This is a genomic window from Kitasatospora sp. Root107 (assembly GCF_001424875.1).
Classification (GTDB): Bacteria; Actinomycetota; Actinomycetes; order Streptomycetales; family Streptomycetaceae; genus Kitasatospora.
Genome location: NZ_LMCT01000006.1, coordinates 35494 through 55113, shown reverse-complemented (window position 1 = coordinate 55113; position 19620 = coordinate 35494). Strand labels below are relative to the sequence as shown.

The following is a 19620-nucleotide window of genomic DNA, read 5'->3' as shown; positions in this document are numbered from 1 at the left end:
ACCTGAGAGGTCAACCGTGATCAGCGACGCGATTCCACGCTCCACCAGCGATGCCCTGCATGTCTCCTTCGCCGACGGCTACGTCTTCCACGTCCGGGGCGGTCAGATCACCGCCCCGGACCAGCCGTGCCCCTGCGGCGACCTGGAGCCGGTCCACCAGATCACCGAGTACCGCGAGGCGTACCCGCAGGCGCAGCTCTCGCTGACCGACTCCTGCAACATGGGCTGCACCTACTGCTCGTTCCGCGACCGGGTCCACGCGGACGCCAAGCCCGTCACCATCCCGCTCGAGACCGTGCTGCAGGGCCTCGCGACCCACCGCAAGCGGCTCGTCGAGGAGGACGCACGCTACAGCCGCGTCGACTTCGGCCTGGCCGGCGAGACCATGCTGGTGCGCCACATGCACGACGCGGTCCACACCATGGTCGAGGAGGGCCTCGCCGACTCGCCAGTCAGCGTCGTGTGGGCCGGACCCATGGTCACCAACGCGACCCTGTCGATGACCCCGGAACTCGCCGACACGCTCGGCCCGCCTCAGGACATCAGCCTGGACGGCCCGAAGGACGTCCACGACAAGGTCCGCTTCTACACAGGCGGCCGAGGAGGCACGTACGACCACGTGCGCTCCGTCCTGGACCGAGTGCTGGCCCGCCACCCCGACATGGGCGTCTCCGCGGTCCTCACCGCATACTGCACCGACTTCACCGCGATCTTCCGGCACCTCTTCGAGGACGTCGGCGCCCGCAACATCTACATGAAGCCGGTGAACGCCACCTACGACAAGGACTACGCGCTCAACGCCGAGACCCTGCCGCGCTACCGGCAGGGCTACGCCGAGCTCGTGGACCACATCCTCGCCCAGCCGCCAGAGGGCATCCTCGCGCGGCTGATCGCCCTGAACTCCGAGGACTTCTTCATGCGGTACTTCTACCGCGTGAAGGACCGGGCGGCGCAGGTCTACCGGTGCGGGGCCGGCAAGAGCGGCACCTACCTGGACACCAACGGCAACCTCTACCCCTGCGCGCACTTCATCGGGAAGTCCGGCTGGCACATCGGGCACGCCTCCACCGGCGTCGAGGACAGCGAACGGCGCAAGTACCTCGACCTGGTGGTCGACGACCGTGACGTGTGCTCGTCCTGCCCGTCCCGGTACGTCTGCGGCGGGGGCTGCTACTACCAGGCGGTCCTGGCCAACGGGGACATCACCAAGCCCGACGAGGTGAAGTGCGACCTGATCCGGTTTATCACTGATCTGGCGGTCCGCCTCGTCGTCACACTCCGCGAGCAGCACCCTGAGGTACTGGACGCGCTGCCGTCCCCGTACGGGCTCACGGACCAGGCGCTCGCTGCTGCACCCGAGACCGTCTACCTTCCTGCGGCTCGCCTGCACACGGGTCCTGGCACGGAGGCGGCGGCCATCGCGCTCGGTGGGCCTGGCCGGGTGCGCGGCGGGCTCGTGAACCCGGACGGCCTCTCCGCCTCCCTCACCACAGGCGCGGACGGGCTGGCGGTTCGGCTGGACCTGGGAAGCACGCCGGACGCCGTGCGCGGCGTCCGCGTCCGCGTGCAGCCGCTTGGCCCGGACGTCACCTTGCACGACCTTGCGGCTCAACAGTGGCCTGGTGAGCGGCAGTTGCGGTGCACCCGTGACGGTGCCTTCTGGCTCGACGCGCCCGCCGACCGCTTCCGGCGGATTCCGCACCCCGACCCCGCCTGGGAGGACGCCACCGACGTCGAACTCGCATGGGAGGCGGAGGAGGTTCGGCTCCTGGTACCGCTGCCCGCGAACGACGACGCCGAGGCTGGCCTTGGGGTGAACGTTTTCGTGGACTTCGAGGACGGCGGCTGGACCGCTCTCACTCTCCACGAGCCGTTCGCCGTGCTCGACCGCACCGGCGCCGGGGGACTTCGCCTGTCCGGGCCGGAAGCTGCGGACCGGCCAGGTGCGGCGGGTGTGAACGGCCGGATGCCGGAAGGCCTCACGCCGATCGGCCGATGGGCCGGTCTCCAGGGCAACACCTGCTGAGGGGGTGGCTTGTGCGCATCCTTCTTACCACTCACCGGTTCGCGGACGACAACGCCGGCGGGACGGAGATCCTGGCCGACGACCTCACCCGGGCACTGAAGTCCCGTGGACTGCATGTCAGTTGGCTCGCGGCAGGCGACCCGCCACCGCTACACCGGCGCGCCGGCGACGAGTACCTGAGCCTGCCGGCGGTCTTCGCCGACGACTACCCGGTCGGGTGGCGCGCCCAGGAGGCGGAGCAGGCCGGTCGCGTCGAGCAGCTGCTCGCGACGCGACCGCCTGTGGAACTCGTCCATGTGCTGCACTTCAGCCGCACCGGGCTGGAGTTCCTCGACGTGTCGTCCCTGCGCGGGGTGCCGGTCGTCGCCACGCTGACGGACTACACCGCTGTGTGCCCCGACTATCAGCTTGTCGTCCGATCCACAGGCACGCAGTGCAGCTCCACCGCATCCTCCCGGGACTGCCTCGGCTGCCTCGAAGCGCCCGGGGAAGCCGTCGGGGAAGTGACGGACTGGCGGGCGCGGAACGTGGCCTGGCTGAACGGGCGGGTGCGGGCCTTGTGGACACAGACGCCGCACCAGGCAGCCGAGTTGGCGAAGGCCGGCGTCGACCTGGCCAAGGTCGTCCGTGACCGGGCCTGCTACGGCTTGCCCTCCGCCTGGACACCACTCGCCGTGGGAGGACCGGCCGGGCAGTACCTGCTGTTCCTGGGCAGGTGCTCGCCGGAGAAGGGACTGCACCTGCTCCTCGACGCCTTCCGCGCCAGCGACACCGAGCTCCCGCTGTTGATCGCGACCGTGCCGGACGACAGGGCGTACGAGGAGCGGATGCGGGCCTTGGCCTCGGCCGATCCTCGGGTGCACTGGCTCCCGCAGGTATCGCGCGCTGATGTCGGGCCGGTGCTGGCCGGTGCCAGGGCGCTGCTGGTGCCCTCGCAGTGGTGGGAGAACCATCCGCTGGTCGCGCACGAGGCACGGGCGTTGGGGGTGCCGGTGTGGTCCTCGGCCGTGCCGTCCATGCGCCACCTCGCGGACGAACCGGGCTTCCACCTGGTCGAGGACTACCGGGCTCCGGCCGCGTGGACGCGCGCACTCGGTGCCGCGTCCCGGCACCGGGCACCTCGGGTGCCGGCCTTCGGCCGCCGCGTGGAGGAGTTCGAGGTCTTCGCCGACGAGATCGTCTCCGTCTACCGGAAGGTGGTGGCCGCGTGATGCCCGAGCACCGGTCTCCCGTCGTTGTTCCGGAGCACTTCCGGAAGTTCCTCGTCACGGACGACTTCGACCGCTACGGCCTCGTCCCCGGCCAGCCAACACCCACGCCGCAGTACCTCCAGGTGGAACTCACCGACCTGTGCAACCTCGCCTGCGCCGGCTGCCTGCGGGCCGTGCACGAGAGCAGCGGCCGTCACCTGTCGCTGGAGACGTTCGTCGCGCTCCTCGACCAGCTGCCCGACCTCGGGCACGTCTCGTTCGTCGGTGGGGGAGAGGCACTGATCGTCCGCGACTTCGCCGCCTATGTCCAGGCGTGCACCGACCGCTCCGTGTTCACCTCGACCAACACCAACGGCCTGCTCGTGCGCCGTCGCCTCGAGCCCGTCCTCGACGCAGGGCTGGGGCTGATCGCGATCAGCGTCGACGGAGCGGACGACGCCACCCTCGGGCGGATGCGGTCCGGCCTTCGCCTCAGCCAACTGAGCACCGCCTTGCGCGAAGCGGCTGCCCTGACGGAGGGCCGGGAGACCGGGCTGTCCGCGGCGGTGACGCTCTCCTCGGCGAACCTGGAGCAGTTCCCGGCCATCGTCGACTTCGTTGCCGACCACGGGCTCACTCGCATTAGCGTGGAGAGCCTGCACCACTGGGGCGAGGACAAGACCCTCAACGCTGAGTCCCTGTTCGCCCTCCAAGTGCAGGACGTTGTCCCGCAGTTGGAGGCCGGTCTCGCCCGGGCGGATGAGCGTGCCGTCGAGCTGTCGATCTTCGACTACTCCCGCCTCGGTTCGCCCGCCGCCGCAAATGCCGTGTGTCCGTGGCCGTGGGACGCCAGCTACATCACCAAGGACGGCGACGTCACGCCGTGCTGTGTCCACATGGAGTCCTCCCCAGGCAACGTGCTCGGCAACATCCACGAGGCGCCGATGGCCGAGATCTGGGCCTCGAAGCCGTACCGGTCACTCCGGGACTCCTTCACCGAAGGACCTGCCTGGTCCTCGTGCGAAGGCTGCGTGTATCGAATGGAGTTCGGACGTGTCTGACCCCCAACCGCCCGCCCTGCTGAGCCACCGGCCCACCGGCGACAGCCGCGCGCTGCTGCACCGGGCGGTCGACCTCGGACTCGACTTCACCTCGGGCGAGCTGCGGGACGGCCTCGTCCTGCGGCACGCGACGGTCGGCGAGCTCATCGACCGCTTCGCCGGGCCCATTCCGGTGGCCGGGACGGGCGACGAGCAGCTGCTGGAGTCCCTGGCGGAGATCGCCAGTTGGTCGGTCTCGCAGGCCGATCCCCGCTATCTCGCGTTCCCTGACACCGGCGACAGCATCGCCGCCCTCGCGGCCGACATCGTCGCCTCCTTCCTCAATCAGAACCTGATCGCCTTCGACCGCAGCGCGCCGGCCGCCAGTGTGATCGAAGCCCAGTTGATCACCTGGCTGCGGGAACTCATCGGCTACCCGGTCACCCCGCTGGCCGACTACCAAGGGCTCGCCTCACTGGGTGGGATGTGGACCTCCGGCGGGAACATGAGCAACCACATCGCCATCGCGGCCGCTCTCGCCCATATCTATCCCGAGGTCCGCGAGGGCGGCCTGCGCGCCGTGCCGGAGCAGCCGGTGATCCTTCTCGCCGGCGGGGTCGAGCACTTCTCCTACCTCGCCGCCGCTCAAGCCCTCGGGCTGGGCTCGAATGGGCTGCTGTGGGCGGATGCCACCCCCGACTTCACCAGCGACCCCGCCTCGGTGGCACGACTGCTGGCCTCGCCGCCGCCCGGCCAGCGGATCTTCATGGTCGTCGGTGTCGCCGGGAACTGCCGCACCACCGGCATCGACGACCTCCAGGCCCTCGCCGACCTCTGCCAGCAGTACGGCGTCTGGTTCCACGTCGACGCCTGCCACGGTGGAAGCCTGCTGTTCTCCGAGAAGCTCAAGGTCCAGCTGGCCGGCATCGAACGCGCCGACTCGGTGGCCCTCGACCCGCACAAGGGCCTGTTCGTCAGCTACCCCTCCAGCTACGCGCTCTTCCGCGACCCGAGCGCGCTCGGCCGCTTCGCCCGCTACCCGGACCGAGCCGACGATCCCGACTGCCTCGACCTCGGGCTGATCACCCCGTTCTACGGCTCCCGCGGCTTCGAATCGCTCAAGCTCTGGGCCCTGATGAAGCATCAGGGGACCGAGGGCATCGGCCGGCTCGTCGAAGCCCGCCAGGCCACCTACCAGCGGATGGTCGACCTGCTGGAGCGCACCGGCTGCTTTCGCATGCTCGGCGCCTCCGACTTCTACCGGTGCGCGTTCGTCTTCCTTCCCGACCAAGTCGCCCACGCCAGCGAGGAGATGGCCGTTAGGCCGGAGCTTCACGCGTCGGTGCGCGCTCTCGTCTCCCGCTACACCGCGGCGTTCGCTGACCGCCTCTACCGCAGCGGCACCGTGGTGTTCGACCTCTTCGCGCTCCAGGACCTCGCCGACCGCATCGGACTCGGCACCGCCGCCAAGTACCAGGTCATGGGCATGTGCGTGGGCCACCCCCACATCGCCGACGACATCGCGCACGGCATCGAGCAGACCCTGCTCGACGTCTCCCGCGACCTCACCGCCGCCATGCTGACGGACGTCCGCGCCCTGCTCACCACCACGAACCCGTCCAGCAGCGAAGCAGCGGCGGACGTGACCGGACCGGCAGGCTGGTGAACTCATGACCTACCCGCCCGTGTTCACCATCGCCTACCTCGTCCACAGCGACGTCGAACTCCTGCGCCGCACCATCCCCGCCACCCTGGACGCCCTGTGCCGGGGCACCCAGCATCCCTACGACCTGGTGCTCGTCGTGGACGGCGCCGAGAGCGCCCCCATCGACGAGATCACCGAACTCGCCTACACCACCTGGGGATTCGACGAGGTCCGGCTGCGCTGGCGCACCCGCCACCGGGCCTCCGGCGACCAGGCCAACAACATCCACACCCAATTCGTCACCGACAAGAGCAGATTCCTGATCACCATCGAAGGTGACGTCGTCGCCTTCCGTGACCCGAACACCACCGACGTCCTCGCCGAGATCGCCGACACCTTCGACCGCTGCCCACAGCTCGCGCTCGCCCAGCGCATCGACGACCACGACTGCTGGCAGTGGAAGCTCGAAGACGCCGGCCCCGCCCTCAGCGAGAAGGCCCGCTCGGTCAACCGAGTCTCCTCCCACTTCCTGATCTACGACACCCATCGGGCACGACCCGTCATGGCGGCCTCGGGCGGCATCCCCGGCGACCAGTTCCACGACGACGGTCACACCTGGATGAACTACGAGGACTGGCTCTCCCACACCTTCACCCACCCGGCCGGGCCCGGCATCGGCTACCTGCACCAACTGCCGCTGCGGGTCTACCACTGCGACGAGAAGACCGAACCCGGCTCCGCCCACTACCGCCGCGACCTAGCGACCCGTCTGCGTGTCTTCGCCGAACGCGAGCACGCAGTCAATAAGGAGTTCGGTGTCTGACGACCGCCTTGTCCCCTCACCCGTCTTCGTCCTGTCCACGATCCGCTCCGGATCGACCCTGCTGCGCTGCCTGCTCGGCTCCCACCCCGACGTGCACGCCCCGCACGAACTTCACCTCGGCGGCCTCACCGTCGCAGTCGACGACGAGTTCACCGACCTGTCCGTGCGCACCCTCGGACTCAGCCAACAAGACCTCGAGCACCTGCTGTGGGACCGGCTGCTGCACCGCCAACTCACCCAGGCGGGCAAGAGCGTGCTCGTCGAGAAGTCACCGGGCAACGTCTTCATCTGGCGACGGATCGTCAACTGCTGGCCCAGCGCCCGCTACATCATCCTGCGCCGCCACCCGGTGGCCATCGCCGACTCCATCCGCCGCGCTGGCGACGCTGCCGACCTCGCCGAAGCGGCCATCACGGTCGACAAGTTCGCCTCCGCTCTCGACGAGGCCGCTGCCGACGTGCCCACGTCCATCAGCGTCACGTACGAGCAGCTGACCGCCGATCCGGAGGCCACCTGCAAGGCCCTGTGCGAGCACCTCGGCATCCCCTGGGAGCCGACCATGCTTGACTACGGCCGCCACGACCACGGCCCCTTCGTCTACGGCATCGGCGACTGGTCACCGCAGATCGCCTCGGGACAGATCCAGGCCGCCACCCCGCCACCTCCGAATGTGGAGATCCCGCCACTGCTCAGGTCCTGGTGCGAGAAGTGGGGCTACACCGCATGAACCGATCACCTGCAGCCCCGGTCTTCTGGCTCATGGGCCTGCCAGCCTCCGGCAAGACGACGCTGGCCCGCCGACTCCTTGCCCACCTTCACCCCGGGCACGGCGACAGCTGCTGGTTGTACGACGCGGACGAGCAGCGGTCCGCCGGCGTGCTACGCGACCTCGGCTGGTCCACTGAGGACCGCATCGCCACCATCCAGGCACTCGCGCACGCCGCCAGCCAGCACCCCGTCGGCATCGTCACCCTCGTGACGTCCACCCCGGCAGAGCAGCAGCTCGCCGCCGACCTCCTCGGCGAGCGGCTCCGCCTCATCCACGTCCGTGCACCACAGGAACTCCGGCACGCTCGCGACGCTCTCCGAGCCTCACCGGCCTACCGCAGCACCCCCGCGCCCGACGCCCCCGAACTCTCCTGGACCGATCCCGAGCACCCGGCACTGACCCTGGACACCACAGTCCCGATCAGCATCTCGGCGAATGCTCTCTGTTCCTTCGCCGACGGCGTTCTCCGGGGCGGCACCGTGTCGTAGGTGCCCGGTCAGGCCGCTGTGGAACGGCCCGGTGTCCAACCACCGTCACGCCTGAACGCGACGCCGTCCTGCGCCGGTGGAGCAACCTCGTTGGTCAACTGCTCTTCGCGGGGGCTCGCGGCCACCGCGATGAAGGCCAGCTCGGAGAAGAAGAACCCGCCCAGACGATCCGCCTCAAGTACTGCTGCGTACCACTCCTCAACCTCGGCCGGGCTGACCGAGCCCCGTCCGTGCCTGGCAGCAGACAGCAACGCCTTCCGGATCTGATCGATCCGGCCCTCCGCGTGCCCCGAGAACGCGGTTGACCACGTCAGCATCGGCTCGACGCCGACCAGCCGCAGTGGGCTCTGGGCGACCAGGAGCCCGAGCTTGCGGCCGATCCGACCGTCGGCGTGGTCCATCCAGCTCTGCGCATCATCTGCGAAAGCGTGGCAGATCCGACGGTCCAGGTCGGCGTCCGCGCCGGCGATCACCAGGGAGTCGAAGTCCACATGCGCCATGATCGCCCGGCCGCCAGGGCGAAGGACCCGCGCGACCTCGACCAGCATCGCCTGCGGGTCGGGCAAGCACTCAATGGTGTTGTACGAGAGGACTACGTCCGCGCTCCCGTCCGCGCACGGCACCGGATCACGCAAGTCGGCGACAATCGTGGCTGTCGGCCCGCTGTGCTCTTGCAGGGTGCCCCGGGCCTGACGCAGAGACTCCGCCGACCGGTCGATGCCAACCAGGGATATCCGGGGTGCCACTTTGCTTATCGCTGCAAGTGTGGGTCCTGCGCCGCAGCCAAGATCAATGACCTGCTCGCAAGCGAAGGGGGCGGCGAGCTCGGCAAGTCGTGCGTGGATCGGTTCACTACTCTCCGACACGGCGCAGCCCTCCTCCGTGGTTACGCGCCAGAGCCCGAGGTGGCGGCATCAACAGTTCAGATCTGCACCTTATGTCATATCTTGGGGCACCTCATTCGGGGGCGGTGGCGCTGAGGCGATCGCCCGTTGTGCAGCAAGCGATCGACGAGATGCGGCCTGCGGCCGGGGCTCTGCTGGAGTCCGCCGTCGAGCTGCTCCGCGACGCCCGTCGCAGCGCAGCGTTCTCTGGTCTCACCACGCCCGCACGGCATTCCCACTGGCCAAGAACGACACCCGGGTCGCGAAGATCGACGCCCAGTTCGCCACACTGGTCGCATGACCGACTTCTCGGACCAGCGCGTCGCACTCGTCTCCGGCGGTAACCGCGGCCTCGGCTTCGCCATCGCGGCCCGCCTCGCCGAGCAGGGCATCCACGTCGTCATGGGCGTGCGCGACACCCTGGCCGGCCGCGACGCCGAGACCGCCCTTGGCCGCAAGGGCCTGATGGTGCACGCCCACGTCCTCGACGTCACCGACCCCGCGAGCGTCGCTCGCGCCGTCGCCGACGTCGCCGCGCCCTTCGGTCGCCTGGACATCCTGGTCAACAACGCCGCCGTCGCCGTCGACCGTGCGCAGCTCGCGTCGAGCCCCGACTTCGAGAAGGTCCGCGCCACCCTCGACACCAACCTGCTCGGCGCCTGGCGCCTCAGCGCCGCCGCCATCGGCGAGATGCGGAAGAACAACTTCGGCCGGATCGTCAACATCACTAGCCATCTCGGCTCCCAGAACAACATGGGCACCGGCAACGTGAGTTACCGCGTCTCCAAGGTCGGCCTCAACGCCCTCACCCAGATCCTCGCCGCCGAACTCGACGGCTCCAACATCCTCGTGAACGCCGCCGCACCCGGCCGAATGAACACGCGCATGGCCTACGAAGAGACCGACCGCACCCCCGAGGAAGCCGCTGACACACCCGTCTGGCTCGCCACCCTCCCCGACGACGGACCCACCGGCGGCCTCTTCTACAACCGTGAATCCCTCGCCTGGTAGGCCCAACGCGCCTAATCTTAGGGCCCGTTCAGCCATCCCCGTCGTGGCGTCTGCGATCAGTGCGCGGGGCGAACACCAGTGAGCCTGTATGCAGCGTCTGCGAGCAGCGGCGCTAGCTCTGGGTAGTACCCGCGGTCAACGGCTTGGAGCATTTCCGCGAGAGCGACCAGTTGGCCGACACGTCCCGCCGGAGTGTCGAGGACGTCGGAGAACTCCGCGCGGATTCGGTCCGCGACGGTGGGCACGAGGAAGCTGCTGACCCACAGAACGGCAGGGTCGTAGCCGAGCGGAACGAGTCCCCACCGTTCCCAGTCCAGGATCATGAGCCGCCGGGCGGTCAGGTTGGCCCACTGCAGGTCTCCGTGGCCGGTGACCCGTTCGACGTGTGTGGGGGCCGGGATGCCGAGGTACTTCGGGAACACCTCCTCGATCCAGGCCGGCCGCAGGGTGATCTTCGTGCCCGGGGCCGTGGCGATGTCGGTCAGCGCAGTCTTCAAGCCGCTCCACCAGCTGTCCTCCAGGCCCGGGTCCTTACGGAGGTCCGGTGACGCGGACACCGCAGGGCCGACGAGGTCGAAGACGTCGGCCTGGTAGAACCGGTCGCCCTCGGTCCAGTCCAGGGTGTCGTGCAGCCGAGGGCGCGGAACGGACTCCGGGATGCACTGCTCTGCGCCGAGGGGCCCTTGACCGGAGGCCCGGGGGGCGTGACGGCGCCTGCTGCTGGAGACACGCAGCCACAGGTTCCCCGCCCGGCGGCCGGCGGTGGAGCCGGAGGTGCCGAAGACGGGCGGCCCGGAGCAGGCGAGACCGAGGAAGGCGGCGGCCCTGGTGTGCGCGCTCTCCAGCAGCTGGCGGGTAGCGTCATCCAGCTGAAAGGACATTGAGCACCTTCCTGAGTCGGTCTTCCGGGATCGGGGCAGCGAGAGCTGCTGCGGCTTCGTCCCAGTGCGTGCGGCTGCTGGTTGAGGTGAGGACGACATCCAACGCCGGGCATGCCCCAACCAGATGGAACGCGGCGGCGTGCGGGTTCGATCCCGGCTGGATGAGATTCACCAGTTCGGGGGTCATCAGGCCGGGGAGTTCACCGCCGTGCAGGGGCGCGGAGGCGAAGGTGGTGATCCCGGCGTCGCGCGCGTGCACGAGTGGCCCGGCTCCGGCGAGAGCCTGGGTGATGGGCTCGGCCATCACCAGGCTCACTGGCATCTGCAACCCGGCGAGGTGGTGGTCCTGCGATCCAGCCGCGTCGCGGGCCAGCGCGGTCAGCTCCGCGACGGTGAACGCCTGGGCGGTGAAGCCGGACCAGGTGGCGACGCCGTAGCCGCCGATGCGCCCAGCGTGGGCGAACTCCTCCAGCACGGCGAACGCGGCGAGGAGGTTCTGGTGCAGTTGCTGGCGGTCGTGGCTGGACCGCTCGGGATTGTGAACGAACACCAAGTCGGCCCGGCCGAGTACGGCGAGGGACTGTTCGGTCTGGGATCGGACGAACTCCGGGGCGAGGCTGTGGTGTCCCTGCGGGTCGAAGCCGGTCTTCGTCGCCACTCGGACACCCGGGTACTCGGCCAGGGCGGCGGCGAGGTCACGGTGTGCGTGGCCGTGCGCGTAGTTGGGTGCTGTGTCGATCCAGGGTGCTCCGGCCGAAAGGGCGGTGCGCGCCGCCTCGTTGACGGCGCGCACCCGGTAGGTCCCCAGGCCGAGGACGGCGTTCACGGTGTTGCCTTGACGACGGCGACGGCTTGGCCCTTGATGAGGTCGGTAAGGAGGCCTGCCACGTCCTTGGTCTCCAGGCGGGCGGCATCGGCGAGTGCTCCGATGGTCACGGGTTCTCCCTTGAGCAGGGTGCGGAGCAGGGGAGTTGCCTGTTCCGCGAACTCCCACTCCGTGCCGGCCGCCGCCAGGGTGACCGCTCCCGCAGCGGTGTTGGTCGTGAGCTTGGCGCGGGTCGCCGTGATCCGCACGGTGATCTCCCGGCGTGCGGGGAGCGCCTCCACGTACGGGAGTGAAGGGGCCGGGCGGCCGAAGTGAGTGGTGTCGGTGGAGTCCGCCCACCGGTCGATCAGCGCCGGGTCGGACAGGGCAGTGGTCATCGCTGCCTGCAAGGCGTTCCGGTAGGCGGACTTCTCCGCCGGTTCCGCGTGGCGGGGGACGTCCAGTCGCATGATGGTGTCCGCTTGCATCTGGTCGACCAGCCAGCCGATGAGACCGCCTCCGGTGTGGGTGACGAGGCCGAACGTCAGATGCAGGGATTCGGTGCCCTGGTCGGCGGTCACGGCATGCCACCAGCCACGCGGCAGATAGAGGACGTCGCCGGGGTGGAGGACGATGTCAGCGACCGGCTCCCCGTCGGGTTCTTCCGGGGACTCCACGTCGCGGAAGGTGGGCGCCGTCCGGGTCGGTTCCCACAGTCGCCAGCGCTTCGCGCCGTGCTGTTGGACCACGACCACGTCATGGTCGTCCCAGTGTCGGCCGAAGCCCTCCTTCTCCGTCCAGGAGGCGTAGGCGTTCGTCTGTACCGGCGTACCGAGGAAGCGTTCGAGTGCCTCGGCGGCGGCGCCGATCGGCGGATGGATCTCGTCGATCGCGTCCACAACCAGGGAAGCGCCTTCGGCGAGTCGGGCATGGAGCTCGGCGGGGTGAACGCGGTTCCAGGTAACACCGCGGCGGTTGGTGATCGGTGCCGAGTACCGGTGAAGGGGGACGGTCTCGCCGTCTTGCGAAAGACGCAGTCTCGGCGGCTCCATGCGGTGGGTGGCGAGGATGGTGTTCAGGTCGCCCCAGGACAGCAGCGGCGCGCAGTTGGCGTCGTCGGCCGGGAAGACGGCGTAGGAGCGGTGCAACGCCTGGGCGAGGAACATGTCCCCGCCCAGGCGCACCGCCCACGAAGCGGAATCATGCATCGTGGGCGTCCGGCTCAGGTGTCGTTCTGGTCGGACCGGCCGCCCGTGTTGTCGGACGGGACGTCGGCGCGGGAACGCGCGGCGGTGATGTTCCGCTTGGCGACGAGCAGACCGCCCTCGTCGGCGGCCGTCTGCTGGATCTCCTGCATCCTGGAACTTCCCTTCTGGAGACCTACCGGTCAGTGCGATCCGGCAGGTCTCAACAGAACCGCCTCCAACGGCGCGGGAACAGAGCAGAATTGTGGCATCCATGGGGCATCCGTGGGGGAAATCTTGTCGTGCGCAGGGGGTTCCGCCCGCTGACGACTTCGGGGCGAGGGGTGGCGACGGTTGGCCGACAGGCGCGAAGCGTTGATCCGGCAACGCAAGAGTGTCGGCTTCACCCAGGAGTCGTTCGCCGAAGCGGCCGGCGTCGATCGGTCAACGGTCGGGCGTTGGGAGCGGGGCGACGGTGAACCTCAGCCGTGGCAGCGCCCTCACCTGGCAGCCCTGTTGCGCATCCGCCCCGGCGAGCTCGCCGAGCTCCTGCAGCCGTTGGAATCGGATTCGCGCCGGAACCTGTCCAATCGAGCTGATCCGGAAGCCAGCCGAAGCCATGGCTCCGTCGCTGACGACAGATCAGATCACCTGGTCGCGCGGCCAGATGCGGGGCCGACCCCGGGACCGGCCACCATGGCGCTCATGAACGGGGACGTCCGAGTGGGTTGCCGAACATCGGATGGAAGGATCATCTTCGTGACCATGCCGCGCCGTGCCCTGCTGCGCGGAGTCGCTGCCGCAGCGGGAGTCTCCGTACTGTCCGGACTTGCCGTACCGGCCGCACAAGCAGCTCAGCCGGTGCTGTCCTCCGACCTCCACCCGGTGGAGAACATGCGGCTGCTGCGCCGGTCACTCGTGGAGTGCGACAACGTCCTCGGCCCCCGTCATGTCGTGGCGACTGCCGAAGACCACATCCGACTCATCACACAGCTTCGGGCGGAAGCTGCCGGTCGCGATCGGCGCGACCTGCTCCAAGTCCAGGCGGAGTACGCGGAGTTCTGCAGCTGGCTGTACCAGGACAGCGGCGACCACCTCGCCGCCCAGTACTGGGCGGATCGCGCTGTCGACTGGTCCAACGCCGCCGGCGATCAGGACCTCATGGTCTACGTCCTCGCACGCAAGTCCCAGCTCGCGGGAGACATGCAGGCACCCGTGGAGGCCGTAGACCTCGCCGACACGGCTGTCCGGCTGGCCCCTCCCGGAAGCCGTCTCAGCGCACTGGGAGCGGTCTTCGGCGGTCACGGCCACGCCCTTCTCGGCGACGAACGCGCCGCACAGCACTCTTACGAACAGGCCCTTGCCCTCGTCAGTGGTTCGACCGTGGAGCCGCTCGGACGCGGCCGCTGGCTCGATACGGCCTATGTCCAGGCCCAGCACGCGAGATCACTTGCCCTACTGGGTTTTCACCAAGCGGCGGCCTCCGGCTTCGAGAGGGCAATCGGAGCACTACCCGCGTCCTACCGGCGTGACCGCGGCGTGTACCTGGCCCGCTCGGCGGCCTCCCGGCTCCGCACCGCAGGCCCAGAGCAAGCCGCCCGGGCAGCCTCCGAAGCGCTGTCGATCGGCACAGCAACCGGATCAGCCCGAATCTTCACCGAGTTGGCAGCCCTTGCCCCATTCCTACAGCACTGGAAGGGAGTTCCCGAGGTCGCTGACTTCCAGCGTGCTCTCGACAGGGCGGTCCTTCATGAAGTGTGATCACCACAAGCACCCACGCCTCCCCAACCAGAAACGGACCTCACGATGGCACCGGCCCGTCCCTTCGTCCTGCTGAGCGTCGCCACCTCGATCGACGGCCACATCGACGACACCACCGCCGACCGGCTCCTGCTCTCGAACGCCGATGACTTCGACCGGGTGGACCAAGTCCGGGCGGACTCCGACGCGATCCTCGTCGGCGGAAACACCCTGCGCCGGGACAACCCCCGCCTGCTGGTCAACAGCGACAAGCGCCGGGCCGAGCGCGTCGCTGCCGGCAAGCCCGAATTCCCTCTCAAGGTCACGATCTCCGCCAGCGGCGACCTCAGTCGGGACCTCAAGTTCTGGCACCACGGCGACAAGAAGGTCGTCTACACCACGGACGAGGCCGCGCCGAAGCTGCGCGAAACCCTGAACGGACTGGCGGACGTGGTCAGCACCGGGACGGCCGTGGACTTCGGCGCCATGCTGGACGACCTCGCCCAACGGGGAGTCGAGCGGCTCATGGTCGAGGGCGGCGGCCAGATCCACACCCAGTTCCTGTCCCAAGGGCTCGCCGACGAGATCCACCTCGCCATCGCCCCCCTGCTCGTCGGCGACGCCGCCGCACCACGCTTCGTCCACCCCGCCGAGTTCCCGGGCGGCAGCACCCACCGGATGAAGCTCATCGAGGCCCGACCGGTGGGCGACGTGGTCCTGCTGCGCTACGCCCCGAAGGAGAGCGTTTCCTGAGCATCCGTTACCAGCCACTCGCCTGCTGCCGCCCACTAAGGCTTCCGGTTCCCGGGTAGCCTGCGGACGGGCATGTCGAGTGGCTGAGAGGATCCGATGACCGGGCGACGCAGTGGTCCCCTCCCTGCCGAGTGGGTGGCGCGCGAGCAGGTCTCCTTCGACGAACTCGTTGCGTCGGGCGCCGCCCTGTGGTGGCTGCAGAGCGATCCCGGCCTCGGCGGTGACCGGAGGGTCATGCGGTGGGACGGCGACGGTGGTCCTCTCCCGCAGACACCTCCCGGGTTCTGCGTCGGCGGTCGCCTGCACGCCTACGGCGGTGGTTCGTTCGCAGCAGCACTCGATGGGCTGTGGGCAGTGTCGGACGAGGACAGCAAGGTCTACCGCATCCACTCCGGTGCCGAGCCGGAGCTGATCGGAGCCGAGGACGGCTTTCAGTACGGCGACCTCCGCCTGGACGACGGGAGCCTGCTGGCGGTGCGGGGGACCGACAGCGTCGACGAGATCGTGGCGATCGACCAACGGGGCGGCGGCGTACGGGTGCTGGTCTCCTCTCAGGGGTTCCTGGCCGCTCCGAGGCTGCTCAACAACCGTCTCGCGTACCTGGAGTGGCGTGCTGACCGGATGCCGTGGGACTCCTGCTGGCTCCGCCTGACCGAGATCGGCTCGGGCGGCGGCCCGGTGCGGACGGTGGCCGGCGGTGAGCAGGAGTCTGTCGTCCAGCCGCTGTGGGGGCCGGACGGGCTGCTCTACTTCATGTCCGACCGGACGGGGTGGTGGAACCTCTACCGCTGGGATGACGGTGAGGTGCGCGCGGTCGCTCCGGTGCCGGCCGACTGCGCTCCCGCGCCGTGGGAAGGCGGCTACCAGTCGTACGTCGTCACCGCCGACGGTGACATCGTGCTGACCGTCCACGACGGCATCGGCACCCGACTGCTGCGGGTCGACGCCGACGGCGGGCAGAGCCGCAGGGCAAGCGATCTGACGTCGGTGAAGCCCTATCTGGCGGAGTTCGGCGAGCACATCGCGGTGATCGGATCGACGCCGGCCAGCCTGCCGTCGGTGCGGCTGGTGGACCGGGCGGCCCCAAACGACGGTGCGGGTATCGCGGTCACCGAACAGGGCCCAGCCGGTGTCCGCATCGAGTACCCACTCCACCGTACGGTCAGGTCCGGGGACGCCGACGTCCGTTTCCTGCTGCACGTCCCCGAAGGCGGCCTGCCTGCTCCACTCATCGTGCGTGCCCATCCCGGGCCGACCGATGACGTCCCGCTGCGGCTCGACTGGCGCGTGCAGTTCTTCGTCAGCCGGGGCTTCGCTGTCGCCGAGGTCGCCTACCGGGGCAGCACGGGCCAGGGGCGGGCGTTTCGGCAGTCGCTGGACGGGCGTTGGGGCGAGTACGACGTCCAGGACTGTGCGGCGGTCGCGCAGGACCTGCTGGCCCGGGACGAGGTGCTGCCTGGCGCGGTGTTCATCACCGGGGCCAGCGCCGGCGGATACACCGCACTTCAGGCCGCCTGCCGCCCGGCTCCGTTCACCGGTGCCACCGCGACGTCGGCGATCACCGACCCGGAACGGTGGCAGAAGGCAGTCCCGCGGTTCCAGCAACCGCACGCCGCAGCCCTGGCCGGCCCGGCAGGAGCGGTCCGGGCGGAGAACATCCAGGTGCCGGTCCTGCTGATCCACGGCACCGACGACGACATCGCACGGGCTGACGACATCTCGCAGCTCGCGGACCGCCTGGAGGCGCTCGGCCGCCCGGCCCGGACGCTGTTCCTCGACGGCGTCGGCCACTACCTCTCCTCGCCCCACGCTCTGGAGCAGGCCCTGCTGGCCGAGTTGGCGTTCTACGAGGACGTCATCCAGCGTTCCCGGTAGCGCTCGCGGCCTGGTCCGCAGCGGGCAGCACGTGCCGGGCGTACTCGCGAAGCTCCGCCACCGCCGCGTAGTCGGCGTGGGGCGCCAGCTGGGCGAGGACGTCGGCGACCCGGTGGACGCAGCGGCCGGAGGAGGTTCGGGCCGCATAGCTCACCGCCTGGCGGCCAGCGGCACACGCCTCGTCAAGGTCACCGGTGCGCAGCCAGGTTGAGGCGAGCAGGGCTGCGTCGATGGCCAGGCGGCGCACCTTGTCGCGCCCGACGCCCTCGAGGGCGTCGGAGAGCTGGATCCGGGCGGCCGGTGGCCGGCCGAGGTCGTGGAGGCAGTGCGCGGCCTCGTCGGCGAGGTAGGCGGCGGTGAAGTAGCCGATCCACGGCGGCTCGTCCGTGGGGACGGAGCTGTCGAGCAGCAGGTCGGCTTCGTGGAGCAGTGCGCTGGCTTCGGCTTCCTGCCCCATCCGGGCGTGGGCCCGGGCTCGGACCGCGGTGATGGCGGCCCGGGTTGCCGGGCTGGAGGCGGTGCCGGCTGCGGCGGTCGCTGCCTGGGTCCATTGCAGCGCGGTGCGCGGTTGTTCGCAGTGCAGGGCGAGGTGGCCGAGGTTGACGGCCACGAGGTAGGCGCCGTAGGCGTGGTTGCTGGTTGCGGTGGTCAGGGCGAGGGCGCGCTGGTAATAGGCCTGCGCGCGGGCGGGGTCCCCGGAGTCGACGGCCTGGTACCCGGCCAGTTCCAGGAAGCCGGTGGCGACGCGGGCGCGCTCGCGGACCGTGTCCTTGTCGGCGGCCGGGCGGACGAGGAGGGCTGCGAGTTCGGTGTCGATGTAGGTGGCCAGCTGGGCGGCGTACGGACCGGCGCCATGTGTGTGGTCGAGCTGGCGGAACATGCCGAGTCTGGAGTCGGCGACGTCGATGTCGTCGCGTGTCACCCACAGCTGATGACTTGTCAGCCCTGTGGTGTGGTGGCTCGCGGCCCAGTCCGCTACCAGCGTCTCGCTGGAGCCGAGGCTGAACCTGCCCGTGCCGGACTCCGCGGGCGGCTTGAGCGGCTGATGAACCGCAGGAGAGCCGTCCGGCTGGGCCTGCAGGCCGCTGGGCGCTTCCTGATCCTGCAGCAGTGCCTGCAACTGTGCGGCGTCGATGCCCAGTTCGTCGGCGAGCCGGGCCCGCTGCCACGGCCGCGGGAGGCTCTTCCCGCTTTCCCAGCGGTGGATCGTCGAGCGGTCCACGTTGAGTACGGCCGCGAGGCTCTCCTGCGTGTGGCCAGCCAGCTCCCTGCGGCCGGCCAGAGCCGATCTCGACCGGATCCGCATCAGCTACGCCCTCCGAAGAATTTCGATCACGGCGACCTCGCAGCTCAGAGGCCACCTTCCCGCACGAGTGCGACATGGATGCAACAAGTTTGCTCTGTTTCCCTCGACTTGGTGCTGCTTCTGTATGACTCGCCGCAACGAGTTGTAGCCCTTCGGCTCGGCGAGACAGCTGTTCTCGCTGCTCGCCCGGCATGTGGAGATGTCCGCTCTGGATCTTGATCGACAGCTTCGAAGGGAGCACCCCAGGTATGAGTACTCCCCTTCCCGGCCGCGATGCCAGCCGACTGGTCTACCACCCTGCCGGGCATGACCCCTTTCTGCGCGGTGTGGTGGATGACCTCCGGGCCGGCCGGTGGATGTCGACACGAACTCTCCTGGCGGCGACCGGCCAGAACTGGGGTGTGCGCTCCTCGCGGACGCAGGTGCTGGGGGCGGTCGCAGCGCGGTCCGATGTTCTGGACCACTGGGCGCTCGAGGAGCCGGACAACCCGGATCTGCTGGTCCTGCGCGCCCGGGTCGCGGTGGAGGGTGCCGTGGCCGCCCACCGGTCGCAGTCCCGCTCCGCTGCTCAGCTGGAGCGGGCCGCCCGGGAGTTGAGCTGGTGGGCGGCATCGGCTCTGCCCGAGGATCCGGTCCCGCTGCTGTGCCTGCTGACGCTGGCTCCGCTGGATGGGCAGCAAGGACCGTGGCGGCTGTTCCACGAGGCCCTCCGCCGGCACCGCTCCGGCCGGGAGGTCCACCACCGGATGCTGCGGTACTGGTTCGAGCTCAAGCCCTGGGCGGCGACCGACTTCGTCAACCTCGCCCTGCTGAACGCCCCCGCTGGATCGCCTCTTCTGGCCCTGCCGCTGTATCTGTCGGTCAACCAGTACGTACGGGAGAGGCGCAAGGACGCGGTCCGGCGCCAGTGGCACCTCGAGCCGCACCGCGGGCGTGTGCTGACGGCCTTTCAGCAGTGGTCCACCACCGGCGTGCCCTGGCCGGTGGTGGACCTGAGCCACCTCGCACACGCCCTGTGGGCCGGCTCGCTCATGAAGGAGGCGGCCGTCGTGTTCGACGCCCTGTCGCCGTTCGCCGCCCACCAGCCGTGGTCCCAGGTCGCGGACTCGCCCGACCAGGGAGAGGCCTTCCTCTACAACGCCAGGCTCCACGCCTACGTCGGCCGCGCCCACGCCGCCACCCGGGGCTGACCCGCCACCA

18 protein-coding genes are annotated in these 19620 nt (G+C 69.6%); 12 read left to right on the top strand and 6 right to left on the bottom strand.

The window, feature by feature from the left end:
- Positions 1 to 16: 16 nt before the first annotated feature.
- Genes ASC99_RS07330 through ASC99_RS07300 form a run of 7 tightly spaced genes read left to right on the top strand, consistent with a single transcriptional unit; the run spans position 17 to position 7981 of the window.
- Positions 17 to 2026: a radical SAM protein gene (locus tag ASC99_RS07330; protein ID WP_057229608.1), complete on the top strand. Its 2010-nt coding sequence runs from the start codon at positions 17 to 19 to the stop codon at positions 2024 to 2026.
- An 11-nt stretch (positions 2027 to 2037) separates the two neighbouring features.
- Positions 2038 to 3237, top strand: coding sequence for a glycosyltransferase (locus ASC99_RS07325; RefSeq protein WP_057229606.1), 1200 nt, complete (start codon positions 2038 to 2040; stop codon positions 3235 to 3237).
- On the top strand, positions 3237 to 4277 hold the full coding sequence (locus ASC99_RS07320) for a radical SAM protein (protein WP_157531410.1): 1041 nt from the start codon (positions 3237 to 3239) through the stop codon (positions 4275 to 4277). Before ASC99_RS07325 ends, ASC99_RS07320 begins: the two co-directional genes overlap by 1 nt.
- Positions 4270 to 5922 carry a pyridoxal-dependent decarboxylase gene (locus ASC99_RS07315; protein ID WP_057229602.1) on the top strand — a complete coding sequence of 551 codons (1653 nt, stop codon included), beginning with the start codon at positions 4270 to 4272 and terminating at the stop codon, positions 5920 to 5922. The genes ASC99_RS07320 and ASC99_RS07315 overlap by 8 nt, the downstream gene beginning before the upstream one ends.
- A gap of 4 nt (positions 5923 to 5926) precedes the next feature.
- Positions 5927 to 6724: a hypothetical protein gene (locus tag ASC99_RS07310; RefSeq protein ID WP_057229600.1), complete on the top strand. Its 798-nt coding sequence runs from the start codon at positions 5927 to 5929 to the stop codon at positions 6722 to 6724.
- Positions 6717 to 7451 carry a sulfotransferase gene (locus ASC99_RS07305; protein WP_057229598.1) on the top strand — a complete coding sequence of 245 codons (735 nt, stop codon included), beginning with the start codon at positions 6717 to 6719 and terminating at the stop codon, positions 7449 to 7451. Before ASC99_RS07310 ends, ASC99_RS07305 begins: the two co-directional genes overlap by 8 nt.
- Positions 7448 to 7981 carry an adenylyl-sulfate kinase gene (locus ASC99_RS07300; RefSeq protein WP_057229596.1) on the top strand — a complete coding sequence of 178 codons (534 nt, stop codon included), beginning with the start codon at positions 7448 to 7450 and terminating at the stop codon, positions 7979 to 7981. The genes ASC99_RS07305 and ASC99_RS07300 overlap by 4 nt, the downstream gene beginning before the upstream one ends.
- A gap of 8 nt (positions 7982 to 7989) precedes the next feature.
- Here ASC99_RS07300 and ASC99_RS07295 read toward each other — a convergent pair whose 3' ends face one another.
- The gene (locus tag ASC99_RS07295) at positions 7990 to 8847 is read right to left on the bottom strand and encodes a methyltransferase domain-containing protein (protein WP_082598145.1); all 858 of its coding nucleotides are present in this window, start codon (positions 8845 to 8847) and stop codon (positions 7990 to 7992) included.
- Positions 8848 to 9162: 315 nt separating this feature from the next.
- Between ASC99_RS07295 and ASC99_RS07290 the strand changes: the two genes are divergently transcribed.
- The gene (locus ASC99_RS07290; RefSeq protein ID WP_057229592.1) at positions 9163 to 9876 is read left to right on the top strand and encodes an SDR family NAD(P)-dependent oxidoreductase; all 714 of its coding nucleotides are present in this window, start codon (positions 9163 to 9165) and stop codon (positions 9874 to 9876) included.
- Between the two features lie 56 nt (positions 9877 to 9932).
- Here the strand turns inward: ASC99_RS07290 and ASC99_RS07285 are convergent, their stop codons facing one another.
- Genes ASC99_RS07285 through ASC99_RS41660 form a run of 4 tightly spaced genes read right to left on the bottom strand, consistent with a single transcriptional unit; the run spans position 9933 to position 12919 of the window.
- On the bottom strand, positions 9933 to 10757 hold the full coding sequence (locus tag ASC99_RS07285; RefSeq protein WP_057229590.1) for a hypothetical protein: 825 nt from the start codon (positions 10755 to 10757) through the stop codon (positions 9933 to 9935).
- A complete protein-coding gene (locus ASC99_RS07280; protein ID WP_057229588.1) occupies positions 10738 to 11583 on the bottom strand; it encodes an aldo/keto reductase in 846 nt (281 codons plus the stop codon). Before ASC99_RS07280 ends, ASC99_RS07285 begins: the two co-directional genes overlap by 20 nt.
- On the bottom strand, positions 11580 to 12770 hold the full coding sequence (locus ASC99_RS07275; protein WP_057229586.1) for a cupin domain-containing protein: 1191 nt from the start codon (positions 12768 to 12770) through the stop codon (positions 11580 to 11582). Before ASC99_RS07275 ends, ASC99_RS07280 begins: the two co-directional genes overlap by 4 nt.
- 14 nt (positions 12771 to 12784) lie before the next feature.
- A complete protein-coding gene (locus ASC99_RS41660) occupies positions 12785 to 12919 on the bottom strand; it encodes a hypothetical protein (RefSeq protein ID WP_255359222.1) in 135 nt (44 codons plus the stop codon).
- Between the two features lie 181 nt (positions 12920 to 13100).
- Here ASC99_RS41660 and ASC99_RS36960 point away from each other — a divergent pair, with 181 nt between their 5' ends.
- From ASC99_RS36960 to ASC99_RS39650, 3 genes are all read left to right on the top strand, one after another.
- Positions 13101 to 14507 (top strand): helix-turn-helix transcriptional regulator, encoded by a 1407-nt coding sequence (locus ASC99_RS36960; RefSeq protein ID WP_082598144.1) that lies wholly within the window; start codon positions 13101 to 13103, stop codon positions 14505 to 14507.
- A 45-nt stretch (positions 14508 to 14552) separates the two neighbouring features.
- Entirely contained in the window at positions 14553 to 15239 is a 687-nt protein-coding gene (locus ASC99_RS07265; RefSeq protein ID WP_057229581.1) for a dihydrofolate reductase family protein, read from the top strand.
- Between the two features lie 96 nt (positions 15240 to 15335).
- Complete coding sequence (locus tag ASC99_RS39650; RefSeq protein WP_200948291.1) at positions 15336 to 17114, top strand: prolyl oligopeptidase family serine peptidase; 1779 nt, start codon at positions 15336 to 15338, stop codon at positions 17112 to 17114.
- Here ASC99_RS39650 and ASC99_RS07255 read toward each other — a convergent pair.
- Positions 17095 to 18420 (bottom strand): helix-turn-helix transcriptional regulator, encoded by a 1326-nt coding sequence (locus tag ASC99_RS07255; RefSeq protein WP_057229580.1) that lies wholly within the window; start codon positions 18418 to 18420, stop codon positions 17095 to 17097. The two genes, ASC99_RS39650 and ASC99_RS07255, sit on opposite strands and share 20 nt — an antisense overlap.
- 248 nt (positions 18421 to 18668) lie before the next feature.
- Here ASC99_RS07255 and ASC99_RS07250 point away from each other — a divergent pair, with 248 nt between their 5' ends.
- On the top strand, positions 18669 to 19610 hold the full coding sequence (locus ASC99_RS07250) for a hypothetical protein (protein WP_063857010.1): 942 nt from the start codon (positions 18669 to 18671) through the stop codon (positions 19608 to 19610).
- The last annotated feature ends 10 nt before the right edge of the window (positions 19611 to 19620 follow it).

Coding starts and splice junctions, on each gene's coding strand:
- ASC99_RS07320 (WP_157531410.1), top strand. CDS start 3,237: ATGCCCGAGCACCGGTCTCCCGTCGTTGTTCCGGAGCACTTCCGGAAG.
- ASC99_RS07310 (WP_057229600.1), top strand. CDS start 5,927: ATGACCTACCCGCCCGTGTTCACCATCGCCTACCTCGTCCACAGCGAC.
- ASC99_RS07300 (WP_057229596.1), top strand. CDS start 7,448: ATGAACCGATCACCTGCAGCCCCGGTCTTCTGGCTCATGGGCCTGCCA.
- ASC99_RS07290 (WP_057229592.1), top strand. CDS start 9,163: ATGACCGACTTCTCGGACCAGCGCGTCGCACTCGTCTCCGGCGGTAAC.
- ASC99_RS07285 (WP_057229590.1), bottom strand. CDS start 10,757: ATGTCCTTTCAGCTGGATGACGCTACCCGCCAGCTGCTGGAGAGCGCG.
- ASC99_RS07275 (WP_057229586.1), bottom strand. CDS start 12,770: ATGCATGATTCCGCTTCGTGGGCGGTGCGCCTGGGCGGGGACATGTTC.
- ASC99_RS41660 (WP_255359222.1), bottom strand. CDS start 12,919: ATGCAGGAGATCCAGCAGACGGCCGCCGACGAGGGCGGTCTGCTCGTC.
- ASC99_RS07265 (WP_057229581.1), top strand. CDS start 14,553: ATGGCACCGGCCCGTCCCTTCGTCCTGCTGAGCGTCGCCACCTCGATC.
- ASC99_RS39650 (WP_200948291.1), top strand. CDS start 15,336: ATGACCGGGCGACGCAGTGGTCCCCTCCCTGCCGAGTGGGTGGCGCGC.
- ASC99_RS07255 (WP_057229580.1), bottom strand. CDS start 18,420: ATGCGGATCCGGTCGAGATCGGCTCTGGCCGGCCGCAGGGAGCTGGCT.
- ASC99_RS07250 (WP_063857010.1), top strand. CDS start 18,669: ATGAGTACTCCCCTTCCCGGCCGCGATGCCAGCCGACTGGTCTACCAC.